The 25,840-nt window shown below is 54.5% G+C and carries 21 protein-coding genes, 1 pseudogene and 1 riboswitch; of the genes and pseudogenes, 16 read left to right on the plus strand and 6 right to left on the minus strand.

Annotated features, from left to right (window positions below):
* The 9 genes and pseudogenes from HA41_RS16765 to rpoC all read left to right on the plus strand — a co-directional run.
* Positions 1–208: EF-Tu C-terminal domain-related protein (locus HA41_RS16765; RefSeq protein ID WP_046289650.1), on the plus strand; the 208-nt coding region annotated here is incomplete at its 5' end.
* A 231-nt stretch (positions 209–439) separates the two neighbouring features.
* Entirely contained in the window at positions 440–823 is a 384-nt protein-coding gene (gene secE, locus HA41_RS16770) for a preprotein translocase subunit SecE (RefSeq protein ID WP_008927141.1), read from the plus strand.
* Between the two features lies 1 nt (position 824).
* Positions 825–1,370: a transcription termination/antitermination protein NusG gene (nusG, locus tag HA41_RS16775; RefSeq protein ID WP_003848088.1), complete on the plus strand. Its 546-nt coding sequence runs from the start codon at positions 825–827 to the stop codon at positions 1,368–1,370.
* Positions 1,371–1,517: 147 nt separating this feature from the next.
* The gene (rplK, locus tag HA41_RS16780; protein WP_006121495.1) at positions 1,518–1,946 is read left to right on the plus strand and encodes a 50S ribosomal protein L11; all 429 of its coding nucleotides are present in this window, start codon (positions 1,518–1,520) and stop codon (positions 1,944–1,946) included.
* Between the two features lie 3 nt (positions 1,947–1,949).
* Positions 1,950–2,654 carry a 50S ribosomal protein L1 gene (gene rplA / locus HA41_RS16785; RefSeq protein WP_031376914.1) on the plus strand — a complete coding sequence of 235 codons (705 nt, stop codon included), beginning with the start codon at positions 1,950–1,952 and terminating at the stop codon, positions 2,652–2,654.
* A 365-nt stretch (positions 2,655–3,019) separates the two neighbouring features.
* Positions 3,020–3,517, plus strand: coding sequence for a 50S ribosomal protein L10 (gene rplJ, locus HA41_RS16790; protein ID WP_003848098.1), 498 nt, complete (start codon positions 3,020–3,022; stop codon positions 3,515–3,517).
* Positions 3,518–3,583: 66 nt separating this feature from the next.
* Complete coding sequence (rplL, locus tag HA41_RS16795; protein ID WP_006121499.1) at positions 3,584–3,946, plus strand: 50S ribosomal protein L7/L12; 363 nt, start codon at positions 3,584–3,586, stop codon at positions 3,944–3,946.
* 329 nt (positions 3,947–4,275) lie between these two features.
* On the plus strand, positions 4,276–8,304 hold the full coding sequence (rpoB, locus tag HA41_RS16800; RefSeq protein WP_094121717.1) for a DNA-directed RNA polymerase subunit beta: 4,029 nt from the start codon (positions 4,276–4,278) through the stop codon (positions 8,302–8,304).
* Positions 8,305–8,433: 129 nt separating this feature from the next.
* Positions 8,434–12,656, plus strand: a pseudogene (rpoC, locus tag HA41_RS16805) (DNA-directed RNA polymerase subunit beta').
* Between the two features lie 51 nt (positions 12,657–12,707).
* Here the strand turns inward: rpoC and HA41_RS16810 are convergent.
* Positions 12,708–12,896, minus strand: a complete 189-nt coding sequence (locus tag HA41_RS16810; RefSeq protein WP_094121728.1) for a DUF1127 domain-containing protein — start codon at positions 12,894–12,896, stop codon at positions 12,708–12,710.
* A 174-nt stretch (positions 12,897–13,070) separates the two neighbouring features.
* Here HA41_RS16810 and HA41_RS16815 point away from each other — a divergent pair, with 174 nt between their 5' ends.
* Positions 13,071–14,540: an aminotransferase-like domain-containing protein gene (locus tag HA41_RS16815; protein WP_094121718.1), complete on the plus strand. Its 1,470-nt coding sequence runs from the start codon at positions 13,071–13,073 to the stop codon at positions 14,538–14,540.
* A gap of 189 nt (positions 14,541–14,729) precedes the next feature.
* Here HA41_RS16815 and thiE read toward each other — a convergent pair whose 3' ends face one another.
* The 3 genes from thiE to rsd form a co-directional block, all read right to left on the minus strand.
* Positions 14,730–15,362, minus strand: coding sequence for a thiamine phosphate synthase (gene thiE, locus HA41_RS16820; protein WP_094121719.1), 633 nt, complete (start codon positions 15,360–15,362; stop codon positions 14,730–14,732).
* A gap of 2 nt (positions 15,363–15,364) precedes the next feature.
* Complete coding sequence (thiC, locus tag HA41_RS16825) at positions 15,365–17,287, minus strand: phosphomethylpyrimidine synthase ThiC (protein WP_094121720.1); 1,923 nt, start codon at positions 17,285–17,287, stop codon at positions 15,365–15,367.
* A gap of 86 nt (positions 17,288–17,373) precedes the next feature.
* Positions 17,374–17,474, minus strand: a riboswitch (TPP riboswitch).
* Between the two features lie 150 nt (positions 17,475–17,624).
* Complete coding sequence (gene rsd, locus HA41_RS16830; RefSeq protein WP_094121721.1) at positions 17,625–18,131, minus strand: sigma D regulator; 507 nt, start codon at positions 18,129–18,131, stop codon at positions 17,625–17,627.
* An 89-nt stretch (positions 18,132–18,220) separates the two neighbouring features.
* Between rsd and nudC the strand changes: the two genes are divergently transcribed.
* The 6 genes from nudC to HA41_RS16860 all read left to right on the plus strand — a co-directional run bounded on the left by nudC (position 18,221) and on the right by HA41_RS16860 (position 22,617).
* Entirely contained in the window at positions 18,221–18,991 is a 771-nt protein-coding gene (gene nudC, locus HA41_RS16835) for an NAD(+) diphosphatase (RefSeq protein WP_094121722.1), read from the plus strand.
* A gap of 40 nt (positions 18,992–19,031) precedes the next feature.
* On the plus strand, positions 19,032–20,099 hold the full coding sequence (hemE, locus tag HA41_RS16840) for a uroporphyrinogen decarboxylase (protein WP_094121723.1): 1,068 nt from the start codon (positions 19,032–19,034) through the stop codon (positions 20,097–20,099).
* Positions 20,100–20,101: 2 nt separating this feature from the next.
* Positions 20,102–20,770, plus strand: coding sequence for a deoxyribonuclease V (gene nfi / locus HA41_RS16845; RefSeq protein ID WP_094121724.1), 669 nt, complete (start codon positions 20,102–20,104; stop codon positions 20,768–20,770).
* A gap of 63 nt (positions 20,771–20,833) precedes the next feature.
* The gene (locus HA41_RS16850; protein WP_031376924.1) at positions 20,834–21,424 is read left to right on the plus strand and encodes a YjaG family protein; all 591 of its coding nucleotides are present in this window, start codon (positions 20,834–20,836) and stop codon (positions 21,422–21,424) included.
* 188 nt (positions 21,425–21,612) lie between these two features.
* Entirely contained in the window at positions 21,613–21,885 is a 273-nt protein-coding gene (gene hupA, locus HA41_RS16855; protein WP_003850136.1) for a nucleoid-associated protein HU-alpha, read from the plus strand.
* A gap of 69 nt (positions 21,886–21,954) precedes the next feature.
* Positions 21,955–22,617, plus strand: coding sequence for a DUF1481 domain-containing protein (locus HA41_RS16860; RefSeq protein WP_094121725.1), 663 nt, complete (start codon positions 21,955–21,957; stop codon positions 22,615–22,617).
* A 35-nt stretch (positions 22,618–22,652) separates the two neighbouring features.
* Here HA41_RS16860 and purD read toward each other — a convergent pair whose 3' ends face one another.
* Both purD and purH read right to left on the minus strand, forming a co-directional pair.
* Complete coding sequence (gene purD, locus HA41_RS16865; RefSeq protein ID WP_094121726.1) at positions 22,653–23,933, minus strand: phosphoribosylamine--glycine ligase; 1,281 nt, start codon at positions 23,931–23,933, stop codon at positions 22,653–22,655.
* 18 nt (positions 23,934–23,951) lie between these two features.
* Positions 23,952–25,541, minus strand: a complete 1,590-nt coding sequence (gene purH / locus HA41_RS16870; protein ID WP_094121727.1) for a bifunctional phosphoribosylaminoimidazolecarboxamide formyltransferase/IMP cyclohydrolase — start codon at positions 25,539–25,541, stop codon at positions 23,952–23,954.
* Between the last annotated feature and the right edge of the window lie 299 nt (positions 25,542–25,840).

Genomic DNA, 25,840 nt, shown 5'->3' on the forward strand with positions numbered 1-25,840 from the left:
CTATCGTCCACAGTTCTACTTCCGTACAACTGACGTAACCGGCTCAGTAGAGCTGCCAGAAGGCGTTGAAATGGTAATGCCAGGCGACAACATCAAAATGGTTGTTACCCTGATCCACCCAATCGCAATGGACGAAGGTCTGCGCTTCGCGATCCGCGAAGGTGGCCGTACCGTTGGCGCGGGTGTTGTTGCTAAAGTTATCGCATAATTACCGATAACGTTTGACGCAATGCATACGGAAAGGGCATCATTTGATGCCCTTTTTGCACGCTGTTTCATAGAACCTGGCTCATCAGTGATTTTTTGAATCATAATCATTGCTGAGACAGGCTCTGTTATGCGGCGTTGGATACCGAGTTACGCCCCAAAAGCTCATTCGGTTTGGACGCCTCGCACTGCGGGGCAGAATAGTTTCTGAATTATTGTGGCAGGTTGGTTTATGAGTGCGAATACCGAAGCTCAAGGGAGCGGGCGTGGCCTGGAAGCGGTAAAGTGGGTAGTAGTCGTGTTACTGCTGCTTGCAGCGATTGTAGGTAACTACCTCTATCGTGATGTGTCACTGCCACTGCGTGCTTTAGCCGTAGTTGTACTGATCGCAGCGGCTGGCGGCATTGCGCTTTTAACGACCAAAGGCAAAGCGACCGTGGCTTTTGCTCGTGAAGCAAGAACAGAAATGCGTAAGGTTATCTGGCCAACCCGCCAGGAAACGCTGCACACCACGTTAATCGTTGCCGCGGTTACCGCCGTGATGTCACTGATTTTGTGGGGGCTGGATGGTATTCTGGTCCGTCTGGTATCGTTTATCACTGGCCTGAGGTTCTGAGATGTCTGAAGCTCCAAAGAAACGCTGGTACGTCGTACAGGCGTTTTCCGGTTTTGAAGGCCGCGTAGCCCAATCGCTGCGCGAGCATATCAAATTGCACAACATGGAAGAGCTGTTTGGCGACGTCATGGTTCCGACTGAAGAAGTCGTTGAAATTCGTGGTGGCCAGCGTCGTAAGAGCGAGCGCAAGTTTTTCCCGGGATACGTACTGGTACAGATGGTGATGAATGACGCCAGCTGGCATTTAGTACGCAGTGTCCCGCGCGTGATGGGTTTCATCGGTGGTACTTCTGATCGTCCGGCACCTATCAGCGATAAAGAAGTCGACGCGATCATGAATCGTCTGCAGCAGGTTGGCGATAAGCCACGTCCGAAAACGCTGTTTGAACCAGGTGAAATGGTCCGCGTTAATGACGGTCCGTTTGCGGACTTTAACGGCGTAGTTGAAGATGTGGATTACGAGAAGAGTCGTCTGACTGTCTCTGTTTCCATCTTTGGTCGTGCAACACCGGTTGAACTCGACTTCGGTCAGGTGGAGAAAGGTTAACCTCTTTCCGCTCACAATTTAGCTGTTGCAGCAGGCGCGAAATTTAACTACAATTTCGCGCCTTTTGTTTTTATGCGCTGGAAACAGCGTGTGAATTGTTATCACGGGGAGCCTTTTCAGGCGCTAAAACCCAATTGAGGAAATATCATGGCTAAGAAAGTCCAGGCCTACGTCAAGCTGCAGGTTGCAGCTGGTATGGCGAACCCAAGTCCACCGGTTGGTCCAGCACTGGGTCAGCAGGGTGTTAACATCATGGAATTCTGTAAAGCGTTCAACGCGAAGACCGAATCTCTGGAGAAAGGTCTGCCGACTCCTGTTGTTATCACTGTATACAGCGACCGTTCTTTTACCTTCATTACCAAAACGCCTCCGGCTGCCGTACTGCTGAAAAAAGCAGCGGGCATCAAGTCTGGTTCTGGTAAGCCGAACAAAGATAAAGTCGGTAAAGTGACTCGTGCTCAGGTACGTGAAATCGCAGAAACTAAAGCTGCGGACATGACTGGTTCTGACGTTGAAGCGATGACTCGCTCCATCGAAGGTACTGCTCGTTCCATGGGCCTGGTAGTAGAGGACTAAGAAATGGCTAAGCTGACCAAGCGCATGACCGTAATTCGCGACAAAGTTGACGCGACCAAGCAGTACGACATTGCTGAAGCGATCGCTCTGCTGAAAGAACTGGCCACTGCCAAGTTCGTTGAAAGCGTTGACGTTGCTGTAAACCTCGGCATCGATGCACGTAAATCTGATCAGAACGTGCGCGGCGCGACCGTTCTGCCACACGGTACTGGTCGTTCAGTACGTGTTGCTGTCTTCGCCCAGGGCGCAAACGCTGAAGCTGCTAAAGCAGCCGGCGCTGAGCTGGTAGGTATGGAAGACCTGGCCGATCAGATCAAGAAAGGCGAAATGAACTTTGACGTTGTTATTGCTTCTCCGGATGCAATGCGCGTTGTTGGCCAGCTGGGCCAGGTTCTGGGTCCACGCGGCCTGATGCCAAACCCGAAAGTCGGTACTGTAACCCCTAACGTTGCTGAAGCGGTTAAGAATGCTAAAGCGGGTCAGGTTCGTTATCGTAACGACAAAAACGGCATCATCCACACTACCATCGGTAAAGTGGACTTCGACGCTGACAAACTGAAAGAAAACCTGGAGTCTCTGCTGGTTGCGCTGAAAAAAGCAAAACCTTCACAGGCGAAAGGCGTGTACATCAAGAAAGTTAGCCTTTCAACCACCATGGGCGCCGGCGTTGCCGTTGACCAGGCAGGTCTGAACGCAACAGCAAACTAATTGCTGCTTGTAACGGGCGAAAAATTCACCTAGAATCTTACGCCCGTTGTTCTGTTAATAACAGAACCGATACCAGAGAGTCAGAACCGGTCGCTGCGTTTACCGCCTTCCTGCTTTGAACCCTGCTGCATCATACAGAATTTAGGTTGGAGCCAGGCCTTATCCTGGCCTCCGTCCAAGACCGCAGGAGCGGCTTATCTTCGGATATTCTGCTTAATGTCCTGCGTAGACGGTGACAGAACCAAAAGAATTTTTTCTTAGCTGGATTCTGCTCACCGTGTTCGAGCGCTTATTTCCCTTCGGGTGAGTAAGTGAAGTGAGTTCCGGGGAAATCCTTCCCCGGTCAAATCCAGGAGCAAAAGCTAATGGCATTAAATCTTCAAGACAAACAAGCGATTGTTGCTGAAGTCAGCGAAGTAGCCAAAGGCGCGCTTTCAGCGGTTGTTGCGGATTCCCGTGGCGTTACCGTTGATAAAATGACCGAACTGCGTAAAGCAGGTCGTGAAGCTGGCGTTTACATGCGTGTTGTTCGTAACACCCTGCTGCGCCGCGTCGTTGAAGGTACTCAGTTCGAGTGCCTGAAAGACACGTTTGTTGGTCCGACCCTGATTGCATATTCTATGGAACACCCGGGCGCTGCTGCTCGTCTGTTCAAAGATTTCGCGAAAGCGAATGCAAAATTTGAGGTCAAAGCTGCAGCCTTTGAAGGTGAGCTGATCACGGCGGCTAATATTGACCGTCTGGCAACTCTGCCGACCTACGAAGAAGCACTGGCACGTCTGATGTCGACCATGAAAGAAGCCGCTGCTGGCAAACTGGTCCGCACTCTGGCTGCTGTACGCGATGCAAAAGAAGCGGCTTAAGGCCTGATTCTTTTTCTTCGTACTTGCTAACGTATAAACTTTTTCTGATTCTTAGGAACAATTGTCATGTCTATCACTAAAGACCAAATTCTGGAAGCTGTTGCAGCTATGTCCGTAATGGAAGTAGTTGAGCTGGTTTCTGCTATGGAAGAAAAATTCGGCGTTTCTGCTGCTGCCGCTGTAGCTGTTGCTGCTGGCCCAGCTGAAGCTGTTGAAGAAAAAACTGAATTCGACGTTATCCTGAAAGCTGTTGGCGCGAACAAAGTAGCAGTTATCAAAGCCGTACGTACTGCAACTGGTCTGGGCCTGAAAGAAGCCAAAGATCTGGTTGAAGCAACTGGCGTAATCAAAGAAGGCATCAGCAAAGATGACGCAGCTGCACTTGAAGCTGCTCTGAAAGAAGCTGGCGCTGAAGTTGAAGTTAAGTAAGACAACCTTCGGGTTGCAGTCTGAGTAGTTTCAGGCTGATGGCTGGTGACTTTTTGGTCACCAGCCTTTTTGCGCTACAGGGCCTCAATGGGGTTTCACACTGTTTGTCCATTGTTGCTCTTCAATATCTTTCTCTATCGATGACTTAATATACCGCTTTCCTGTGCGGGTTCCCTGCCCTCGCAAAAGCGATGAAATGATTTAAGCGTGATAGAAAGAGGTATTGCACTGCTGCCACGCAGCCAGTGAAACAAACAAAATCGTGTTGCATGAACTGTCCTGTCAGGACGGACAGCGTGGGTCGACTTGTCAGCTAGCTGAGGAACCCTATGGTTTACTCCTATACCGAGAAAAAACGTATTCGTAAGGATTTTGGTAAACGTCCGCAAGTTCTGGACATACCTTATCTCCTTTCCATCCAGCTTGATTCGTTCCAGAAGTTTATCGAGCAAGATCCAGAAGGTCAGTACGGACTGGAAGCTGCATTCCGTTCCGTCTTCCCTATCGCCAGCTACAGCGGCAACTCTGAGTTGCAGTATGTGAGCTATCGCTTAGGTGAGCCTGTCTTTGACGTGAAAGAGTGTCAGATCCGTGGCGTGACCTATTCGGCACCGCTGCGCGTGAAACTGCGTCTGGTGATCTATGAGCGCGAAGCGCCAGAAGGCACCGTAAAAGACATTAAAGAGCAAGAAGTCTACATGGGCGAAATTCCGCTCATGACCGACAACGGTACCTTTGTTATCAATGGTACCGAGCGCGTTATCGTTTCTCAGCTGCACCGTAGTCCTGGCGTGTTCTTTGATAGCGATAAGGGTAAAACCCACTCTTCGGGTAAAGTGCTGTATAACGCACGTATCATCCCTTACCGTGGTTCATGGCTCGACTTTGAGTTTGACCCGAAAGATAACCTGTTCGTCCGTATTGACCGTCGTCGTAAGCTGCCGGCCAGTATCATCCTGCGCGCACTGCAATACACCACCGCTCAAATCCTCGATATTTTCTTCGAGAAAGTGGTGTTTGAAATCCGTGACAACAAGCTGCAGATGGAACTGGTGCCTGAGCGCCTGCGCGGTGAAACCGCCACCTTCGATATCGAAGCCAACGGCACCGTCTACGTCGAAAAAGCACGCCGTATTACTGCGCGCCATATCCGTCAGCTGGAAAAAGATGGCATTCAGCACATCGAAGTCCCGGTTGAATATATCGCCGGTAAAGTGGTCTCTAAAGATTACATCGATGAGAACACCGGTGAGCTGATCATTGCGGCCAACATGGAGCTGTCGCTGGATCTGCTGGCTAAGCTGAGCCAGGCGGGACACAAGCGCATCGAAACGCTGTTCACCAACGATCTGGACCACGGTCCTTATATCTCCGAGACCCTGCGTGTCGACCCAACCAGCGATCGCCTGAGCGCACTGGTTGAGATCTACCGCATGATGCGTCCTGGTGAGCCGCCAACGCGTGAAGCTGCAGAGAACCTGTTTGAGAACCTGTTCTTCTCTGAAGATCGTTATGATCTCTCTGCGGTCGGTCGCATGAAGTTCAACCGTTCATTGCTGCGTGATGAAATCGAAGGTTCAGGCATCCTGAGCAAAGAAGACATCATCGAAGTGATGAAGAAGCTGATCGACATCCGTAACGGTAAAGGCGAAGTGGACGATATCGACCACCTCGGTAACCGTCGTATTCGTTCAGTCGGTGAGATGGCTGAGAACCAGTTCCGTGTGGGTCTGGTGCGTGTTGAGCGTGCGGTTAAAGAGCGTCTGTCCCTGGGCGACCTCGATACCCTGATGCCACAGGACATGATCAACGCCAAGCCGATTTCGGCGGCGGTGAAAGAGTTCTTTGGTTCCAGCCAGCTCTCTCAGTTTATGGATCAGAACAACCCGCTGTCAGAGATTACGCACAAACGCCGTATCTCTGCACTTGGCCCAGGTGGTCTGACTCGTGAGCGTGCCGGCTTCGAAGTGCGTGACGTACACCCAACGCACTACGGCCGTGTCTGCCCAATCGAAACCCCTGAAGGTCCGAACATCGGCCTGATCAACTCCTTGTCTGTCTATGCACAGACCAACGAGTACGGTTTCCTTGAAACACCTTATCGTCGCGTTATCGACGGTTTAGTGTCTGATGAGATTCACTACCTCTCCGCTATCGAAGAGGGTAACTACGTTATCGCTCAGGCGAACGCCTCGCTGGATGATAACGGTGCGTTTGTCGATGATCTGGTCACCTGCCGTAGCAAAGGCGAGTCGAGCCTGTTCAGTCGCGATCAGGTTGATTACATGGACGTTTCCACGCAACAGGTGGTTTCTGTCGGTGCATCACTGATCCCGTTCCTGGAACACGATGACGCCAACCGCGCCCTGATGGGTGCGAACATGCAACGTCAGGCCGTTCCGACTCTGCGTGCTGATAAGCCGCTGGTGGGAACCGGTATGGAACGTGCTGTTGCGGTTGACTCCGGTGTAACCGCCGTAGCGAAACGTGGCGGTACCGTACAGTATGTTGATGCATCCCGTATCGTTATCAAAGTTAACGAAGACGAAATGCATGCTGGCGAAGCCGGTATCGACATCTACAACCTGACCAAATATACCCGTTCTAACCAGAACACCTGCATCAACCAGATGCCATGTGTTTCGCTGGGTGAGCCGGTTGAGCGCGGCGACGTGCTGGCAGATGGCCCGTCCACCGACCTCGGTGAACTGGCGCTGGGCCAGAACATGCGCGTGGCGTTCATGCCGTGGAACGGCTACAACTTCGAAGACTCCATCCTGGTCTCCGAGCGTGTGGTTCAGGAAGATCGCTTTACCACTATTCACATCCAGGAACTCGCCTGTGTGTCGCGTGACACCAAGCTGGGGCCAGAAGAGATCACTGCTGATATCCCGAACGTGGGTGAAGCGGCTCTGTCTAAACTGGATGAGTCCGGCATCGTCTATATCGGTGCTGAAGTGACCGGTGGTGACATTCTGGTGGGCAAGGTGACGCCGAAAGGTGAAACCCAGCTGACGCCGGAAGAAAAACTGCTGCGCGCTATCTTCGGTGAAAAAGCCTCTGACGTGAAAGATTCGTCACTGCGCGTACCGAACGGCGTGTCAGGCACCGTAATCGACGTTCAGGTCTTTACTCGCGATGGCGTAGAAAAAGACAAACGTGCACTTGAAATCGAAGAGATGCAGCTGAAGCAGGCCAAAAAAGACCTGTCTGAAGAACTGCAGATTCTGGAAGCGGGCCTGTTCAGCCGTATCCAGACCGTGCTGATTTCCGGTGGCGTTGAAGCAGACAAACTGGACAAGCTGCCGCGTGAGCGCTGGCTGGAACTGGGTCTGACTGACGAAGCCAAGCAAAACCAGCTGGAGCAGCTGGCAGAGCAGTACGACGAACTGAAACACGAGTTTGAGAAGAAGCTCGAAGGTAAGCGTCGTAAGATCACCCAGGGCGATGATCTGGCACCAGGCGTGCTGAAAATCGTTAAGGTTTATCTGGCTGTTAAGCGTCAGATTCAACCGGGTGACAAAATGGCCGGACGTCACGGTAACAAAGGTGTTATCTCCAAGATCAACCCGATCGAAGATATGCCTTACGATGAACACGGCACGCCGGTTGACATCGTACTGAACCCGCTGGGCGTACCGTCACGTATGAACATCGGTCAGATCCTTGAAACCCACCTGGGAATGGCAGCGAAAGGCATCGGCGAGAAGATCAACGCCATGCTGAAAAAGCAGGAAGAGGTCGCGAAACTGCGCGAATTCATCCAGCGCGCTTACGACCTGGGCACCGACGTACGTCAGAAAGTTGACCTGAATACGTTCACCGACGACGAAGTTCTGCGTCTGGCTGAGAACCTGAAAAAAGGTATGCCAATCGCCACTCCGGTGTTTGACGGCGCGAAAGAGAGCGAAATCAAAGAGCTGTTACAGCTCGGCGGCCTGCCTTCTTCCGGTCAGATTACCCTGTTTGACGGCCGTACCGGTGAGCAGTTCGAACGTCAGGTAACCGTTGGCTACATGTACATGCTGAAACTCAACCACCTGGTTGATGACAAGATGCATGCACGTTCAACCGGTTCCTACAGCCTGGTTACTCAGCAGCCGCTGGGTGGTAAGGCACAGTTTGGTGGTCAGCGCTTCGGTGAGATGGAAGTGTGGGCGCTGGAAGCATACGGCGCCGCGTATACCCTGCAGGAAATGCTTACCGTTAAGTCTGATGACGTCAACGGCCGTACCAAGATGTATAAAAACATCGTTGACGGTAACCATCAGATGGAACCGGGCATGCCAGAATCGTTCAACGTACTGTTGAAAGAGATTCGCTCGCTGGGTATCAACATCGAGCTGGAAGACGAGTAAACCCCATTCAGGCCGGTGGGTAACCGCTGGCCTGAAAGCGCAGGGTTAAGCGCTCGCAATTGTACTGGTTATGGGGCGTTCAATTTCGGTTGGACGCCCCCTGAGTCTCACTCCGACGGGAGCTAATCCGTGAAAGACTTACTTAAGTTTCTGAAAGCGCAAACTAAAACCGAAGAGTTTGATGCGATCAAAATTGCGCTGCTTCGCCAGACATGATCCGTTCCTGGTCTTTCGGTGAAGTGAAAAAGCCGGAAACCATTAACTACCGTACTTTCAAGCCAGAGCGCGATGGTCTGTTCTGTGCCCGTATCTTCGGGCCGGTAAAAGACTACGAGTGCCTGTGCGGAAAGTATAAGCGCCTGAAACACCGTGGTGTGATTTGTGAGAAGTGCGGCGTTGAAGTGACCCAGACTAAAGTGCGCCGTGAGCGCATGGGCCACATCGAACTGGCGTCGCCAACTGCACACATCTGGTTCCTGAAGTCACTGCCATCGCGTATCGGCTTACTGCTGGATATGCCCCTGCGTGACATCGAGCGCGTGCTCTACTTTGAATCTTACGTGGTAATCGAAGGTGGCATGACCAACCTCGAGAAGCGCCAGATTCTGACTGAAGAGCAGTACCTTGACGCGCTGGAAGAGTTCGGTGATGAGTTCGACGCCAAAATGGGCGCCGAAGCGATCCAGGCCCTGTTGAAAAACATGGATCTGGAGCAGGAGTGCGAGCAGCTGCGTGAAGAGCTGAACGAAACCAACTCTGAAACCAAGCGTAAAAAACTGACCAAGCGTATCAAGCTGCTGGAAGCGTTCGTGCAGTCTGGCAACAAGCCAGAGTGGATGATCCTGACCGTGCTGCCTGTACTGCCGCCGGATCTGCGTCCGCTGGTACCGCTGGATGGTGGCCGTTTTGCTACGTCGGATCTGAACGATCTTTATCGTCGTGTGATCAACCGTAACAACCGTCTGAAGCGCCTGCTGGATCTGGCTGCGCCAGATATCATCGTACGTAACGAAAAACGTATGCTGCAGGAAGCGGTGGATGCCCTGCTGGATAACGGTCGTCGCGGTCGTGCGATCACCGGTTCCAACAAGCGTCCGCTGAAATCGCTGGCTGACATGATCAAAGGTAAGCAGGGTCGTTTCCGTCAGAACCTGCTGGGTAAACGTGTCGACTATTCAGGTCGTTCGGTTATCACCGTTGGTCCATACCTGCGCCTGCATCAGTGCGGTCTGCCGAAGAAAATGGCACTCGAACTGTTCAAACCGTTCATTTACGGCAAGCTGGAACTGCGTGGCCTCGCCACCACCATCAAAGCTGCGAAGAAAATGGTTGAGCGCGAAGAAGCGGTTGTCTGGGATATCCTCGACGAAGTGATCCGTGAGCACCCGGTTCTGCTGAACCGTGCGCCTACGCTGCACCGTCTGGGTATTCAGGCATTTGAACCGGTTCTGATCGAAGGTAAAGCGATCCAGCTGCACCCGCTGGTTTGTGCGGCTTATAACGCCGACTTCGATGGTGACCAGATGGCTGTTCACGTACCGCTGACGCTGGAAGCCCAGCTGGAAGCGCGTGCGCTGATGATGTCGACCAACAACATTCTGTCTCCAGCGAACGGCGAGCCAATCATCGTTCCTTCACAGGACGTTGTTCTGGGTCTGTACTACATGACCCGCGACAAAGTGAACGCCCGCGGCGAAGGCATGGTGCTGACCGGCCCGAAAGAAGCTGAGCGTGTTTACCGCGCTGGCCTGGCTGAGCTGCATGCCCGCGTTAAAGTTCGTATCACTGAATACAGCAAAAACGAGCAGGACGAATTCGTTCCGAAAACCAGCATTATCGACACCACCATTGGTCGTGCGATTCTGTGGATGATCGTACCGCAAGGTCTGCCGTACTCCATCGTCAACCAGGCGCTGGGTAAAAAAGCGATCTCCAAAATGCTGAACACCTGTTACCGCATTTTGGGCCTGAAGCCGACCGTTATCTTTGCTGACCAGACCATGTACACCGGTTTTGCTTACGCAGCCCGTTCAGGCGCGTCAGTCGGCATCGACGACATGGTTATCCCGGCCAAGAAAGTGGAAATCATCTCTGAAGCTGAAGCCGAAGTGGCTGAGATTCAGGAACAGTTCCAGTCAGGTCTGGTTACCGCCGGCGAACGTTACAACAAAGTCATCGATATCTGGGCTGCGGCGAACGAACGTGTTGCTAAAGCGATGATGGAAAACCTCTCAACCGAAACCGTGATCAACCGTCATGGCGAAGAAGAGAAACAGGTTTCCTTCAACAGCATCTTTATGATGGCTGACTCCGGTGCGCGTGGTTCTGCTGCACAGATTCGTCAGCTGGCCGGTATGCGTGGTCTGATGGCGAAGCCAGATGGCTCCATCATCGAAACACCAATCACGGCGAACTTCCGTGAAGGGTTGAACGTACTTCAGTACTTCATCTCAACCCACGGTGCACGTAAAGGTCTGGCGGATACCGCACTGAAAACGGCGAACTCCGGTTATCTGACGCGTCGTCTGGTTGACGTTGCTCAGGATCTGGTCGTTACCGAAGACGATTGTGGTACGCACGAAGGCATCATGATGACTCCGGTCATCGAAGGTGGCGACGTTAAAGAACCACTGCGTGAACGTGTACTGGGTCGTGTAACCGCTGAAGACGTACTGAAGCCGGGAACCGCTGACATTCTGGTTCCACGTAACACTCTGCTCGATGAGCACTGGTGTGACGTGCTGGAACTGAACTCAGTCGACAGCCTGAAAGTCCGTTCGGTAGTAGGTTGTGAAACCGACTTTGGTGTTTGTGCACACTGCTACGGTCGCGACCTGGCACGTGGTCACATCATCAACAAAGGTGAAGCGATCGGTGTTATCGCGGCACAGTCCATCGGTGAGCCAGGTACACAGCTGACGATGCGTACGTTCCACATCGGTGGTGCGGCATCACGTGCGGCTGCTGAATCCAGCATTCAGGTGAAGAACAAAGGTACCATCAAGCTGACCAATGCCAAGTCGGTAACCAACTCGGCTGGCAAGCTGGTGATCACCTCGCGTAACGTTGAACTGAAAATGATCGACGAATTTGGTCGTACCAAAGAGAGCTATAAAGTTCCTTACGGTGCCACCATGGCGAAAGGTGATGGTGAGCAGGTTGCAGCGGGCGAAACCGTCGCAAACTGGGATCCGCACACCATGCCGGTTATCACTGAAGTGGGCGGTTTCATTCGCTTCACCGACATGATTGATGGCCAGACCATTACCCGTCAGACAGATGACTTAACCGGTCTCTCCTCACTGGTGGTTCTGGACAGCGCCGAGCGTACTGCGGGCGGTAAAGATCTGCGTCCTGCACTGAAAATTGTTGATGCCAACGGCAACGACGTTCTGATCCCGGGCACCGATATGCCGGCTCAGTACTTCCTGCCAGGTAAAGCGATTGTTCAGCTGGAAGATGGCGTTAAGATCAGCGCGGGTGACACCCTGTCGCGTGTTCCGCAGGAATCTGGCGGTACCAAAGATATTACCGGTGGTCTGCCACGCGTTGCCGACCTGTTCGAAGCGCGTCGTCCGAAAGAGCCAGCAATTCTGGCCGAGATCAGCGGTATTATCTCGTTCGGTAAAGAGACCAAAGGTAAGCGTCGTCTGGTGATTACACCGCTGGATGGTAGCGAGCCGTACGAAGAGATGATTCCGAAATGGCGTCAGCTGAATGTGTTCGAAGGTGAACGCGTTGAACGCGGTGACGTGGTTTCCGATGGCCCGGAATCTCCACATGACATCCTGCGCTTGCGCGGCGTGCATGCGGTGACCCGTTATATCACTAACGAAGTGCAGGAAGTTTACCGTCTGCAAGGCGTTAAGATTAACGATAAGCACATCGAAGTCATCGTTCGTCAGATGCTGCGTAAAGCAACCATCATGAGCGCAGGAAGTGCAGACTTCCTCGAAGGTGAGCAGGCTGAATTCTCTCGCATCAAGATTGCTAACCGCGATCTGGAAGCGAACGGAAAAGTTGGCGCTACCTTCATGCGTGACCTGCTGGGTATCACCAAAGCGTCACTGGCAACCGAATCGTTCATCTCTGCCGCATCGTTCCAGGAGACCACTCGTGTCCTGACCGAAGCTGCAGTAGCAGGCAAGCGCGACGAACTGCGCGGCCTGAAAGAGAACGTAATCGTGGGTCGTCTGATCCCGGCCGGTACCGGTTATGCTTACCATCAGGATCGTATGCGCCGCAAAGCGGCAGGCGAAGTGCCGGTTGCACCGCAGGTCACTGCGGATGAAGCCTCAGCCAGCCTGGCCGAGTTGCTGAACGCCGGTCTTGGCGGTAACAACGACGAGTAATCGTCACTGTTGTAATAAAAAACCCTGCCTCGGCAGGGTTTTTTTTTGGCTTCAGTTCAGCTTGTTCCAGTCATTGCGACTGAGGCCGATATCTTTTAGCTGGCCGTCGCTGAGTTTCGACAGAATAAGGCGGGTTTCACGCCGGCACTGCCAGCGTCTGAAGCTGCGCCACAGATAACGCACCAGTGTGTAAGGTGTGCCGGTAAACGGTTTTCCTGCGCGATTTTCATCGTATCCCATCATGCTGCCCTCATCGATTTGCCTGAGGACTATTCTCGTAAAGTACTGCTGTATGATACAGACGCAAAAATCACTTTTATTTAACATACAGATTGCCGTCAGTGCGATCTGAATGGTAATAATAGCGACTAACTGTACTGGTTCAGACTTTGCAAAACGCAACGAGGGGATACGATGACCCGATATGAACATCTGGCTACGCTACTGGCGCAACGCATTGAACAGGGCTTATACCGCAGCGGAGAGCGTCTTCCTTCAGTACGCAGCCTCAGCGCCGAACATGGCGTCAGTATCAGTACGGTACAACAGGCTTATCATTTGCTGGAAGAGAAGCAGATGATTACGCCGCAGTCGCGTTCAGGCTATTTTGTTGCGTCACGGAAAGCGACCCCGCCGATGCCGGCACTGACACGGCCAGCGCAGCGGCCGGTAGAAGTGACCCAATGGGATGCCGTGCTGGAGTTGATTAACAGCCGTCTGGAAAAAGACGTGCTTCAGCTGGGTAGCGGGATGCCGGATCTGACCCAGCCGACGATTAAACCGCTGTGGAAGGCATTCAGCCGCCAGGCCCAGAAGCAGGAAATGGCGTTGCTGAATTATGACAACCTGTATGGCGTGCTGGAACTGCGGCAACAGGTGGCACGTCTGGCAATCGACAGCGGCTGTCAGCTCACTGCGGATGACATCGTGATCACTACCGGCTGTCATGAAGCGTTATCGGTGGCGGTACGCGCGGTCTGCGAGCCCGGTGATATCATTGCGGTGGAGTCACCCTCTTTTCACGGCATCATGCAGACGCTGCGTGGCTTTGGCATCCGCGCCATTGAGATCCCCACCGATGCAGTCACCGGCATCAGTCTGGAGGCGCTGGAACTGGCCTTTGATCAGTGGCCCATTAAAGCGGTGGTCGTGGTGCCGAACTGCAATAATCCGCTGGGTTTCATCATGCCGGAACCGCGTAAACGCGCGCTACTGACGCTGGCGCAACGCTTTGACGCCGCAGTAATTGAAGATGACGTCTATGGTGAACTTGCCTGGGACTATCCGCGTCCGCCGACCATCAAAGCATTAGATCTGGATGGCCGGGTTCTGCTCTGCAGCTCCTTTTCCAAAACCCTGGCGCCCGGTTTACGGGTTGGCTGGGTAGCACCGGGGCGCTACCGGGACCGCGTCCTGCATATGAAGTACATCGTTACCGGTTCTACTGCCACGCAACCGCAACATGCGGTGTCCGAGTTTATTCGTCAGGGCCATTATCAACCTCATCTGCGGCGGATGCGGCAAATCTATCACCGCAACTATGAAACCTTTAGTTGCTGGGTACGGCACTACTTCCCCTGCGGTATATGTGTTTCCCGACCCCAGGGCGGCTTTCTGATGTGGATTGAGTTGCCCGAACCCTTTGATGCGGTACGTCTCAATCGTGAGTTACGTGAATCTAAAATCCAGATAGCCGTCGGCTCGCTGTTCTCTGCCTCGGGTAAATACCGTAACTGTCTGCGCTTAAATTATGGTTTACCGATCAATGATCAAACTGAACAGGCGCTGGCAAAAGTGGGGGCCGCCGTTGAGCGGGCGATGCGCGCCTGCCAGCATGATGATCTTCCCGCCGCCTTACCGTCCGATCTGCTGGTGGCTAAATAAGGAAGAAGCAGGGCCAGAAAGAGGGAGGGAACTGGCCCTGGCCAGATAACGATCATCTGACGACGGTTACCGTAATCTGTGGACAGTTGCCGCGCCAGCAACGGAATCAACCTCTGCGCGCGGTCTTCCTGCTTTTCGGCTGTCGTTACAGCACCTTCATTATTTTTGCGGCAGGTTACTCAGTTATACTCATGCAAACGGCTCCGGTTCGGCCAGTGCCAGCAGAGTACGGGTCGCCTCACGCCAGTCATCTGCCTGAGTAATGGCGCTGACTACCGCAATACTGCCGACCCCCGTCGCCAGTACCGCTGGCGCGCGAGCCACAGAGATACCGCCAATTGCCACGGTGGGAATGTGCGACAGGCGCGCCAGATGTCGCTGCAGTTCCGCCAGCCCCTGTGGTGCAGAGGGCATCTCTTTGGTCCGGGTCGGGAAAATATGGCCAAGCGCGATGTAAGAAGGCTGCAGCGCCAGCGCACGATCCAGTTCAGCATCATCGTGGGTTGAAATACCAAGCCGTAATCCGGCCTGGTGAATCTGTTTCAGGTCGGCCACGTCCAGATCTTCCTGACCCAGATGTACACCGTAGGCGTGATGTTTAATCGCCAGCCGCCAGTAGTCATTGATAAACAGGCGCGCGTCGTAGCGTTTGCCCAGTGCAATCGCCTGGGCGACAGCGGCTTCTGCGGCCTCGTCCGGCTGGTCTTTAATGCGCAGTTGCAGAGTTCGGACGCCCGCGCCCAGCAGGCGTTCGATCCAGTCAACGCTATCGACTACCGGATAGAGCCCAAGGCGTGGCGCGGTAGCAGGAAATGCAGTCATTATTACTCCTCCTTCATGGCATCGGCGGGATGGTAAAGCTCACCACCGCGGCGGCGAAATTGTTCAGACATCTGAGCCATACTCACCTCAATTGGCTCGGCGCTGGCTTGCTGGCGTGCGGCAAAATCCCGCACCTCCTGCGATATTTTCATTGAGCAGAACTTCGGGCCGCACATTGAGCAGAAATGAGCCACCTTGCCTGACTCCTGCGGCAGGGTTTCGTCATGCATGGTGCGCGCGATGTGGGGATCGAGCGCCAGATTGAACTGATCTTCCCAGCGAAATTCAAAACGTGCTTTTGACATCGCATTATCGCGGATCTGCGCACCCGGATGGCCTTTGGCAAGATCGGCGGCATGAGCGGCGATCTTGTAGGTGATCAATCCCTGCTTCACATCCTCTTTATCTGGCAGACCAAGATGCTCTTTAGGTGTGACGTAACAGAGCATGGCGCAGCCAAACCAGCCAATCATCGCAGCACCGATACCGGATGTAATGTGATCATAGCCGGGCGCAATATCGGTGGTGAGCGGTCCCAGCGTATAGAAGGGCGCTTCATGGCAATGGACGAGCTGCTCCGTCATGTTGCGCCGGATCATATGCATCGGAACATGGCCGGGACCTTCAATCATGACCTGCACATCATATTCCCAGGCGATCTTCGTCAGCTCCCCCAGCGTACGCAGTTCGGCAAATTGTGCTTCGTCATTCGCATCCTGAATCGAACCTGGACGTAAACCATCACCCAGTGACAGTGAGACATCGTAGGCCGCACAGATTTCACAGATTTCGCGGAAATGCTGATAGAGAAAGCTCTCCTGATGATGCGACAAACACCATTTCGCCATGATCGATCCGCCGCGCGAAACAATACCGGTCAGCCGTTTTGCCGTCATCGGCACATAGCGCAGCAGCACGCCGGCATGGATGGTGAAGTAATCAACCCCCTGTTCCGCCTGCTCAAGCAGCGTATCGCGGAACACCGCCCAGTTGAGCGCTTCGGCCACACCGTTCACTTTCTCCAGCGCCTGATAAATTGGCACAGTGCCGATCGGCACCGGGCTGTTACGCAAGATCCATTCCCGTGTTTCATGAATATTCCGGCCGGTAGAGAGATCCATCACCGTGTCGGCGCCCCAGCGGGTCGACCAGACCAGTTTCTCTACCTCCTCCTCAATCGACGAGCTGATCGCTGAATTGCCGATGTTGGCATTCACTTTGACCAGAAAGCGACGGCCGATAATCATCGGTTCCGATTCAGGATGGTTAATGTTGGCGGGGATAATGGCCCGACCCGCGGCCACTTCCTGACGGACAAATTCGGGCGTGATGTTATCCGGCAGGTGCGCGCCAAAACTGTGGCCGGGATGCTGTTGCAGCAAAATCTGGTCGCGGATTCGCTCGCGTCCCATATTCTCTCGCAGGGCGATAAACTCCATTTCCGGCGTAACGATGCCCTGACGCGCATAATGCATCTGTGTGACGCAACGGCCGGTAAGGGCGCGGCGCGGCGTCGGCAGTGCGTCAAAGCGCAAATGATCGAGGCTATCATCCGCCAGACGTTGCTGGGTGTAGTCTGAACTGCGCTGTGGCAACGGCTGGCTATCATTGCGTTCTTCGATCCAGCCGGCGCGCAGCTTTGTCAGTCCGCGATGCAAATCGATCTGCGCGGCGGGATCGCCATAGGGGCCGGCGGTGTCATAGACCGGCACCGCATCATTCTGCTCGTAGCGCGGCTGATCTTTACTGCCACCGATGTGGGTCGGGCTGAGCCTGATCTCGCGCATGGGCACGCGAATATCCTCCCGGCTGCCGGTGATCCAGATACGTTCAGAACGGGGGAACGCGTTGCCGCCTTGCAGTGAATCGATAAATTCCTGCGCCTGGGCACGTTGTTCACGACGGGTCATTTTTGAGTCAGACATAGCAATCTTCCAGTTGAGTGGGAATGATGCTTGTCCGGAGTTCGGCAGGAGTAACAGCACGGGCAGCGCAAAACACTGGCGTACTGGCAATATTTACTCTTGTTCCCTTCGCAGGTTCTAACCTGATCAGGTTCCGCGGATCCCGAATTAACGGTCTCAGCCCAACTGGGCACTCCGACAAGAAGACGTTTTTACGCTGTGGCCGGTCAATCACCGGGCCAAAACGCATAAACGATAACTTTAAACAGAAAAAAGGTTCTTCAGGCCTGAGCCGTCAGAACCCTTTCAGCATAAAAGGGCTGCAGCTGAATCACAACCCCTTTACCGGTGATTCACGTTATGCCGGACGAGCCATCTGGCTGTCATTGGCCACCGGCGGGGGGGTAAGATGGTTATCCCACGCCAGCTGGATCAGCTTATCTTCCAGGGTGAAACGCGCTTCCAGCACTTCGCCGACTTCAGACAATGCCTGCTGGAACGTCATGCAGTTGTCGTCATCGATCGCCTGCTGCAAATGGCCATCGTACAGTTGCATCAGGCGCTCGGTATTGGCTTCCAGCGGCGGGTAAATCTGGGCCGCTGCGATCATCGGGCTGTCGCCGCTCATCTCGCTGATAATGCGTTCATAAATACTAAAGTGACCGGCGGAGAGATAATCGACCAGGCCATGACAGAAGTTATCCAGCGCCTGCTCATCGAGGCGGGTCAGGGCTTCTTTTTTCGGTTTCAGACCGACCAGATGGTAATAGGTTACTAACAGCTGGCGACGGGCTTCCAGCCACGAATCGACCAGTTCGTTACTGCCACCTACGCGTTCGGCCAGGACGTCTAACTGGTTAAGCATATCTAACTCCATGTGAGTTATAGTTGTTTATCTACACACTTAACATCAGGACTTCAGCGTGCGAGTTGACGCTAAGGATGACGAAATAAATGCAATGCGAAATCTCAAGCGTAGACGCTGGATGGTGGATTGTCAGCCATGAGCAGAAACTTTGGTTGCCACAAGGTGATTTACCCCACGGAAGCGCCGAAAATTTCGGTCTGACTGGCAAGAAAGCCCGACTGATTGGTGAGTGGCAGGGGGAAAACGTCTGGCTGATTTGTGAGCCACGTTCAGAGAATATGTTCTCGGTGAGGCAACTGATCGACCTGGATGTCGGGCTGTTTCAGCTGGCCGGTCGCGGCGTGCAGCTGGCGGAGTTCTACCGTTCTCATCGCTGGTGCGGCTACTGCGGCCACGAAATGCACCATAGCAAACATGAATTTGCCTGTCTGTGCAGCAATTGCCGCGAGCGTTATTATCCGCAGATCGCGCCCTGTATCATCGTGGCGATCCGCCGTGGCGAAGAGATCCTGCTGGCAAATCATACCCGCCACCGCAATAACGTCTATACCGTGCTGGCTGGTTTCGTCGAAGTGGGCGAGACGCTGGAGCAGGCGGTGGCGCGGGAAGTGATGGAGGAGAGCAACATCCGCGTTAAAAACGTGCGCTACGTTACCTCCCAGCCGTGGCCCTTCCCGCAGTCGCTGATGACCGCCTTTATGGCGGAGTATGACAGTGGCGATCTGCAACATGACGGCAAGGAGCTGTTGGATGCGGCGTGGTTCCGTTTTGATGCCTTGCCCTTGCTGCCGCCACCGGGCACCGTGGCGCGTCGCCTGATTGAAGATACCGTCGCCCTGTGCCGCGCCGGAGCGTGAAAGTGCTACACTACACGCCTGAAATTGAGAGAGTAATGAAATGAGTGAACTGAAGAACGACCGTTATTTGCGTGCCCTGTTACGTCAGCCAGTGGATGTGACGCCGGTGTGGATGATGCGCCAGGCCGGACGCTATTTGCCGGAATACAAAGCGACGCGCGCCGAAGCCGGTGATTTTATGTCGCTGTGTAAAAACGCCGAGCTGGCCTGTGAGGTGACGCTACAGCCGCTGCGCCGTTATCCGCTGGATGCGGCAATCCTCTTCAGTGACATCCTGACCATCCCGGATGCGATGGGGCTGGGACTCTATTTCGAAACCGGCGAAGGTCCACGCTTCTCGCATCCGATTACCTGTCGGGCAGATGTCGAGCGCTTGCCGGTGCCCGATCCGGAAATGGAACTGGGCTACGTGATGAACGCGGTGCGTACCATCCGTAAGAGCCTCAACGGCGATCTGCCGCTGATCGGTTTTACCGGCAGCCCGTGGACGCTGGCAACGTATATGGTGGAAGGCGGTAGCAGCAAGGCGTTCACCAAAATCAAAAAGATGATGTATGCCGATCCGGCCACGCTGCATGCGATGCTGGATAAACTGGCGGACAGCGTCATTCTCTATCTCAACGCCCAGATTCGTGCCGGTGCCCAGTCGGTGATGGTCTTTGATACCTGGGGCGGCGTACTGACCGGCCGTGATTACCGCGAGTTCTCGCTGCATTACATGCACAAAATCGTCGATAACGTGCTGCGTGAAAACGACGGCCGTCGCGTGCCGATTACCCTGTTTACCAAAGGAGGGGGCCAGTGGCTGGAAGCGATGGCCGAAACCGGCTGTGATGCGCTCGGGCTCGACTGGACCACGGATATCGATGAGGCACGTCGTCGCGTCGGCGATAAAGTTGCGCTGCAGGGCAACATGGATCCTTCTATGCTTTATGCGCCGCCTGCCCGTATTGAACAGGAAGTCGCCGGGATTCTGCAGCGCTTCGGCAACGGCAGCGGTCATGTTTTCAACCTCGGTCACGGGATTCATCAGGACGTTCCGCCAGAAAACGCGGGCGTATTTGTAGAAGCCGTGCACCGTTTGTCACGTCCTTTCCATCAGGAGTAACTATGGATATTGCCGCACTTCGCGCTGAGCAGTTGCAACGCGCCGCTGATGTGGTGCGTGAAGATGATTTTGACGTATTGCCGCCACGCTTTATCGGTGGGGCGGATGTGGGGTTTGAGCAGGAAGGCGCGGTCACCCGGGCGGCGCTGGTGGTGCTGGAGTATCCCTCGCTAACGCTGGTGGAGCATCGCATTGCGCGCGTTGAGACCACCATGCCGTACATTCCCGGCTTTCTCTCCTTCCGTGAGTATCCGGCGCTAATGGCGGCATGGCAGATGCTGGAGCAAAAACCGGACCTGCTGTTTGTCGACGGTCACGGCATCTCCCATCCCCGGCGGCTCGGCGTGGCGTCGCACTTTGGTCTGCTGGTGGATGTCCCGACCATCGGCGTAGCGAAACGCCGTCTGTGCGGCCGCTTTGCCGAACTGGATGCGCAGCCGGGCAGCCGCCAGCCACTGATGGATAAAGGTGAGCAGATCGGCTGGGTATGGCGCAGTAAGCAACGTTGCAATCCGCTGTTTGTCGCCACCGGCCATCGCGTCAGTCTGGATACCGCGCTGCACTGGGTTGAAAACTGTACGCGCGGCTACCGTTTGCCGGAGCCAACACGCTGGGCAGATGCGGTTGCCTCGAATCGTCCGGCTTTCCAGCGCTGGCAAAACGCGCTTTAACACTGTTTGTGCTGCGCTTTTGCAGTTACACTGCCGCCAGCGAAACGAATAAGAGCCACCTTTATGTTACAAAATCCCGTTCATCTGCGTCTGGCGAAGCTGGAAAGCTGGCAGCATCTTACTTTTATGGCCTGCCTGTGCGAGCGCATGTATCCCAACTATCGGGCATTCTGCGAGCAGACCGAATTTGCCGATCCGGCACTCTATCGCCGTATTCTTGATTTGATCTGGGAAAACCTGACGGTCAAAGATGCGAAGATAAACTTCGACAGCCAGCTGGAAAAACTCGAAGCCGCCATTCCTGATGGCGATGCGTTTGAGGTTTACGGCGTGTATCCGGCAATTGATGCCTGTGTGGCGTTAAGCGAAGTGGTCCATGCGCAGCTGAGCGGCGACACTCTTGAGCACGCAATTGAAGTCAGTGAGACTTCAATTACCACCGTTGCCATGCTGGAAATGACCCAGGCTGGACGCGAAATGACCGACGAAGAGCTCCGTGAAAACCCGGCCATCATCGATGAATGGGACCTTCAATGGGAGATTTTCCGACTGCTTGCCGAGTGCGAAGAGCGTGACCTTGAATTGATCAAAGGTCTGCGATCGGACCTGCGTGAAGCGGGAATTAGCAACATCGGTATAAATTTCCAGCAGTAAGGCGACAAAACGTGACTTCAGGCCCGAATTAGCGCGCCTGGAGGCTTCACATCAGCCCCCTCTCTGGTCTACATTTGGGGGGCTGAAAATTGTGGCTATCGGTGCGTGCAGGCTGAAGAGTGCCAGAATATGGCTTTTCCCTCGCACTCGTTGCTTAGCAAGCGATAAATACACTTTAAGGATAACTTATGAACAAGACTCAACTGATTGATGTGATCGCAGAAAAAGCTGACCTGTCTAAAACCCAGGCAAAGGCAGCGCTGGAATCTACTCTGGCTGCGATCACTGAGTCTCTGAAAGATGGTGATGCTGTACAACTGGTTGGTTTTGGTACTTTTAAAGTGAACCACCGCGCTGAGCGTACCGGTCGTAACCCGCAGACTGGCAAAGAGATCAAAATCGCTGCAGCAAATGTACCGGCATTCGTGTCTGGTAAAGCGCTGAAAGACGCCGTTAAGTAAGACGTCGCACTGCGGTTAAGCTTTAAAACAGGGGGCGATTCGCCCCTTTTGTTTAAGGGGCCTGCCATCATGACCACGCTGTTTCAGCGTTTTTCCGCCCTGTCTCTCTCCTTGTTTCTTTTTGGTTGCAGCTCCACGCCCGACATTCCTCCTTTTTCTGCCAGTGGTTACCTTGCTGACCGGGGCGTCGTACGCATCTGGCGCAAGAATAATGACCATCAGTCTGTCCACATCCGTACCATCTTTACGCCCTTTTCCGGCAGTGAAGGCGAGGTTACCGATTATATCTGGCTGGAACAGGCGTTAATCAGCGTACATCGTCAGGTTAAAGGTGAGCAACCCGATGATGTCACCTTGCGTTTCGACCAGGAAGGCGGTCTCAATTTCATGCAGCGGCAGCTGGCTGACCGGCGTGAAGCCGTCAGTCCGGATGCGGTCGAGCTGTATAAATTCGATGCCCAACGGATGCACAACGTCAGCGATGCGCTGCTCAGCGGCCAGATATTCCTGCGACAGGGATACTGGTCAGGTGGCAATCTGGTGAAGAGCTGTGAAGGCCAGCAGGTCAGGCCCGCTTTTGATGCCGATGCGTTACGGACGCTGACGCAGCAGCAGCGTGGATCGGCCAGACCGCTGATGGTGTCGTGGCTGGAAGCGCCGGAAGGGGTGCAGCTATTGCGGGCTAGTCAGCAGGATGACTGCGCACAGCAGCCGAAAGAAGACGATATGTAAGCCGAAGAAAAAGGGGCACCCTGTGCCCCTTTAACTTATTTGCGATTGATGGCGCGGTAGCCAATATCACGACGGCAGAAACTGCCCTGCCAGGAGATGGGTTGTGCCAGCTGGTAAGCCCGCTGCTGGGCAGCCGCGACATCGTCGCCCAGCGCCGTGACGCACAGTACCCGTCCACCCTGGGTGAGCACTAAATCATCTTCCAGACGTGTTCCGGCGTGGAATACTTTGCCATCCTCAACCTCTTCCAGCGGCAGACCATGAATCTGATCGCCCTGATGGTACTCGCCAGGATAGCCACCCGCCGCCAGCACCACGCCCAGTGAAGGTCGCGGATCCCACTCTGAGGTTTTCTGATCCAGCGTACCGGCACAGGCCGCCAGGCAAAGATCGACCAGATCCGACTTCAGGCGCAGCATGATCGGCTGAGTTTCCGGATCGCCAAAGCGGCAGTTGAATTCGATCACTTTCGGCTGACCGGCCTGATCGATCATCAAACCTGCATAGAGAAAGCCGGTGTAGACGTTACCTTCAGCGGCCATACCGCGCACCGTTGGCCAGATCACCTGATCCATGACACGCTGGTGGATCTCATCGGTGACCACCGGTGCAGGAGAATAGGCACCCATACCGCCGGTGTTCGGACCGGTATCGCCGTCGCCGACGCGTTTGTGATCCTGGCTGGTGGCCATTGGCAGCACATGCTCGCCATCGACCATCACAATGAAACTGGCTTCTTCACCATCGAGAAATTCTTCGATCACAATCCGGTGGCCCGCATCGCCAAAGGCATTGCCAGCGAGCATATCCTGAACTGCTGCTTCGGCTTCCTGCAGCGTCATCGCCACAATCACCCCTTTGCCCGCCGCCAGACCATCCGCTTTAATCACGATCGGTGCGCCTTTCTCACGCAGGTAGGCCAGCGCAGGCTCAACTTCGGTGAAGTTCTGATACGCCGCACTCGGGATCTGATGGCGTGCCAGGAAATCCTTGGTAAAGGCTTTCGAACCTTCCAGCTGAGCCGCTGCCTGTGTCGGGCCAAAAATGTTCAGGCCTGCAGCGCGAAAGGCATCAACCACGCCCGCCACCAGTGGTGCTTCAGGGCCGACGATGGTCAGGTCGATAGCTTCGCGTTGGGCAAAGGCCAGCAGGGCAGGGATATCGGTGGCGGCGATCGCCACGTTCTGCAGTGCGGGCTCTAAAGCCGTTCCGGCGTTACCGGGTGCGACAAAGACGGTCTCTGCCAGCGGAGACTGCGCCGCTTTCCAGGCTAATGCGTGCTCGCGTCCGCCATTGCCAATGACTAAAATTTTCATTTATCACTCTCCAGACGATTAATGGCGGAAGTGGCGCATATCGGTAAAGATCATCGCAATGCCATGCTCATCGGCTGCGGCGATCACTTCGTCATCACGGATTGAGCCGCCAGGCTGAATCACGCAGCTGATACCCACCGCTGCCGCCGCATCAATGCCATCGCGGAACGGGAAGAAGGCGTCAGACGCCATGGCTGAGCCTTTTACTTCCAGCCCCTCATCACCCGCTTTGATGCCGGCAATCTTAGCGGAGTAGACGCGGCTCATCTGACCGGCACCAATACCGATAGTCATGTTGTCTCGCGCATAAACAATGGCGTTAGACTTAACGAACTTCGCCACTTTCCAGCAGAACAGCGCATCACGCAGTTCCTGTTCGGTGGGCTGGCGTTTGCTGACCACGCGAAGCTGGCTGGCATCGACCATACCGAGATCGCGATCCTGCACCAGCAGGCCGCCATTGACCCGTTTGAAGTCCAGCGCCGCCACGCGGTTCTGCCACTGGCCACAGATCAGCACCCGGACATTCTGTTTGGTCGCGGTAATTTTCAGCGCGGCCTCGGAAACCGCCGGCGCAATGATCACTTCGACAAACTGACGGCTGATAATGGCCTGAGCAGTCGCTTCATCCAGCTCGCGGTTAAAGGCGATGATGCCGCCGAACGCGGAGGTGGGATCGGTTTGCCAGGCACGTTCATAAGCCGTCAGCAGTGAATCACCGACCGCGACGCCGCAAGGGTTGGCATGTTTGACAATGACACAGGCGGGTTCGCTGAACTCTTTAACGCATTCCAGTGCCGCATCGGTATCCGCGATGTTGTTATAGGAGAGCGCTTTACCCTGAACCTGCTGCGCAGTCGCGACGGAGGCTTCCACGACATTCTCTTCTATATAGAAGGCTGCATCCTGATGGCTGTTTTCGCCATAACGCATATCCTGCTTCTTAATGAAGTTCAGGTTAAGGGTGCGCGGGAAGCGACCGGCTGGCTGGCTGCGCTCACCGTGGTAGGCCGGCACCCGTGATCCAAAGTAGTTCGCGATCATGCTGTCGTAGGCAGCGGTGTGCTCGAAGGCTTTAATGGCAAGGTCGAAGCGGGTTTCAAGAGTCAGGGCGTTCTGGTTGGCATCCATCTCGGCCACGATAGCCTCGTAGTCGCTGCTCTTCACCACGATCGCCACATCTTTATGGTTCTTGGCCGCGGAGCGCACCATAGTCGGGCCACCAATATCGATGTTCTCAACCGCATCTTCCAGTGAACATCCTTCACGTGCCACCGTCTGGGCAAAGGGATAAAGGTTTACCACCACCATGTCGATTGGACTGATGCCGTGCTGCGCCATGATGGCATCATCCTGGCCGCGACGACCCAGAATGCCGCCGTGCACTTTCGGGTGCAGGGTTTTGACGCGTCCATCCATCATTTCAGGGAAGCCGGTGTAGTCAGAGACTTCAGTGACAGGCAGGCCCGCATCTGCCAGCAGGCGAGCAGTACCACCTGTGGAGAGCAGCTCGACACCGCGGTCAGCGAGCGCCTGAGCAAATTCGAGGATACCGGCTTTGTCAGACACACTGAGCAGAGCGCGGCGTACAGGACGACGTTGTTGCATGGTGGTTTTATCCCTTGGCTTTGTTTCGCGTATATAAGAGCGTTACATCAAGCTTAACCATCACTCTCTTCTTTATATAAGAAGAAAAGATCGAAAACTTCAGGTAACGCCCCGAAAAGGGGCATCCGTTACGTCGCCGGGCATTGTAGCGAAAACGTTTGCGTGATGCTCGCCTAAATTCGTTGTGCCCGATGAATGTGGATAACTTTGTGCGTAACTGCGTATAACAGAGGGTTTTGCTGTGGAATGCAGCGAACACTCTTTTTTATGCAATTTACTGGTTGCGCCTGCCGAACAAC

It is taken from the genome of Pantoea conspicua, assembly GCF_002095315.1.
In the GTDB taxonomy this organism is placed as follows: domain Bacteria; phylum Pseudomonadota; class Gammaproteobacteria; order Enterobacterales; family Enterobacteriaceae; genus Pantoea; species Pantoea conspicua.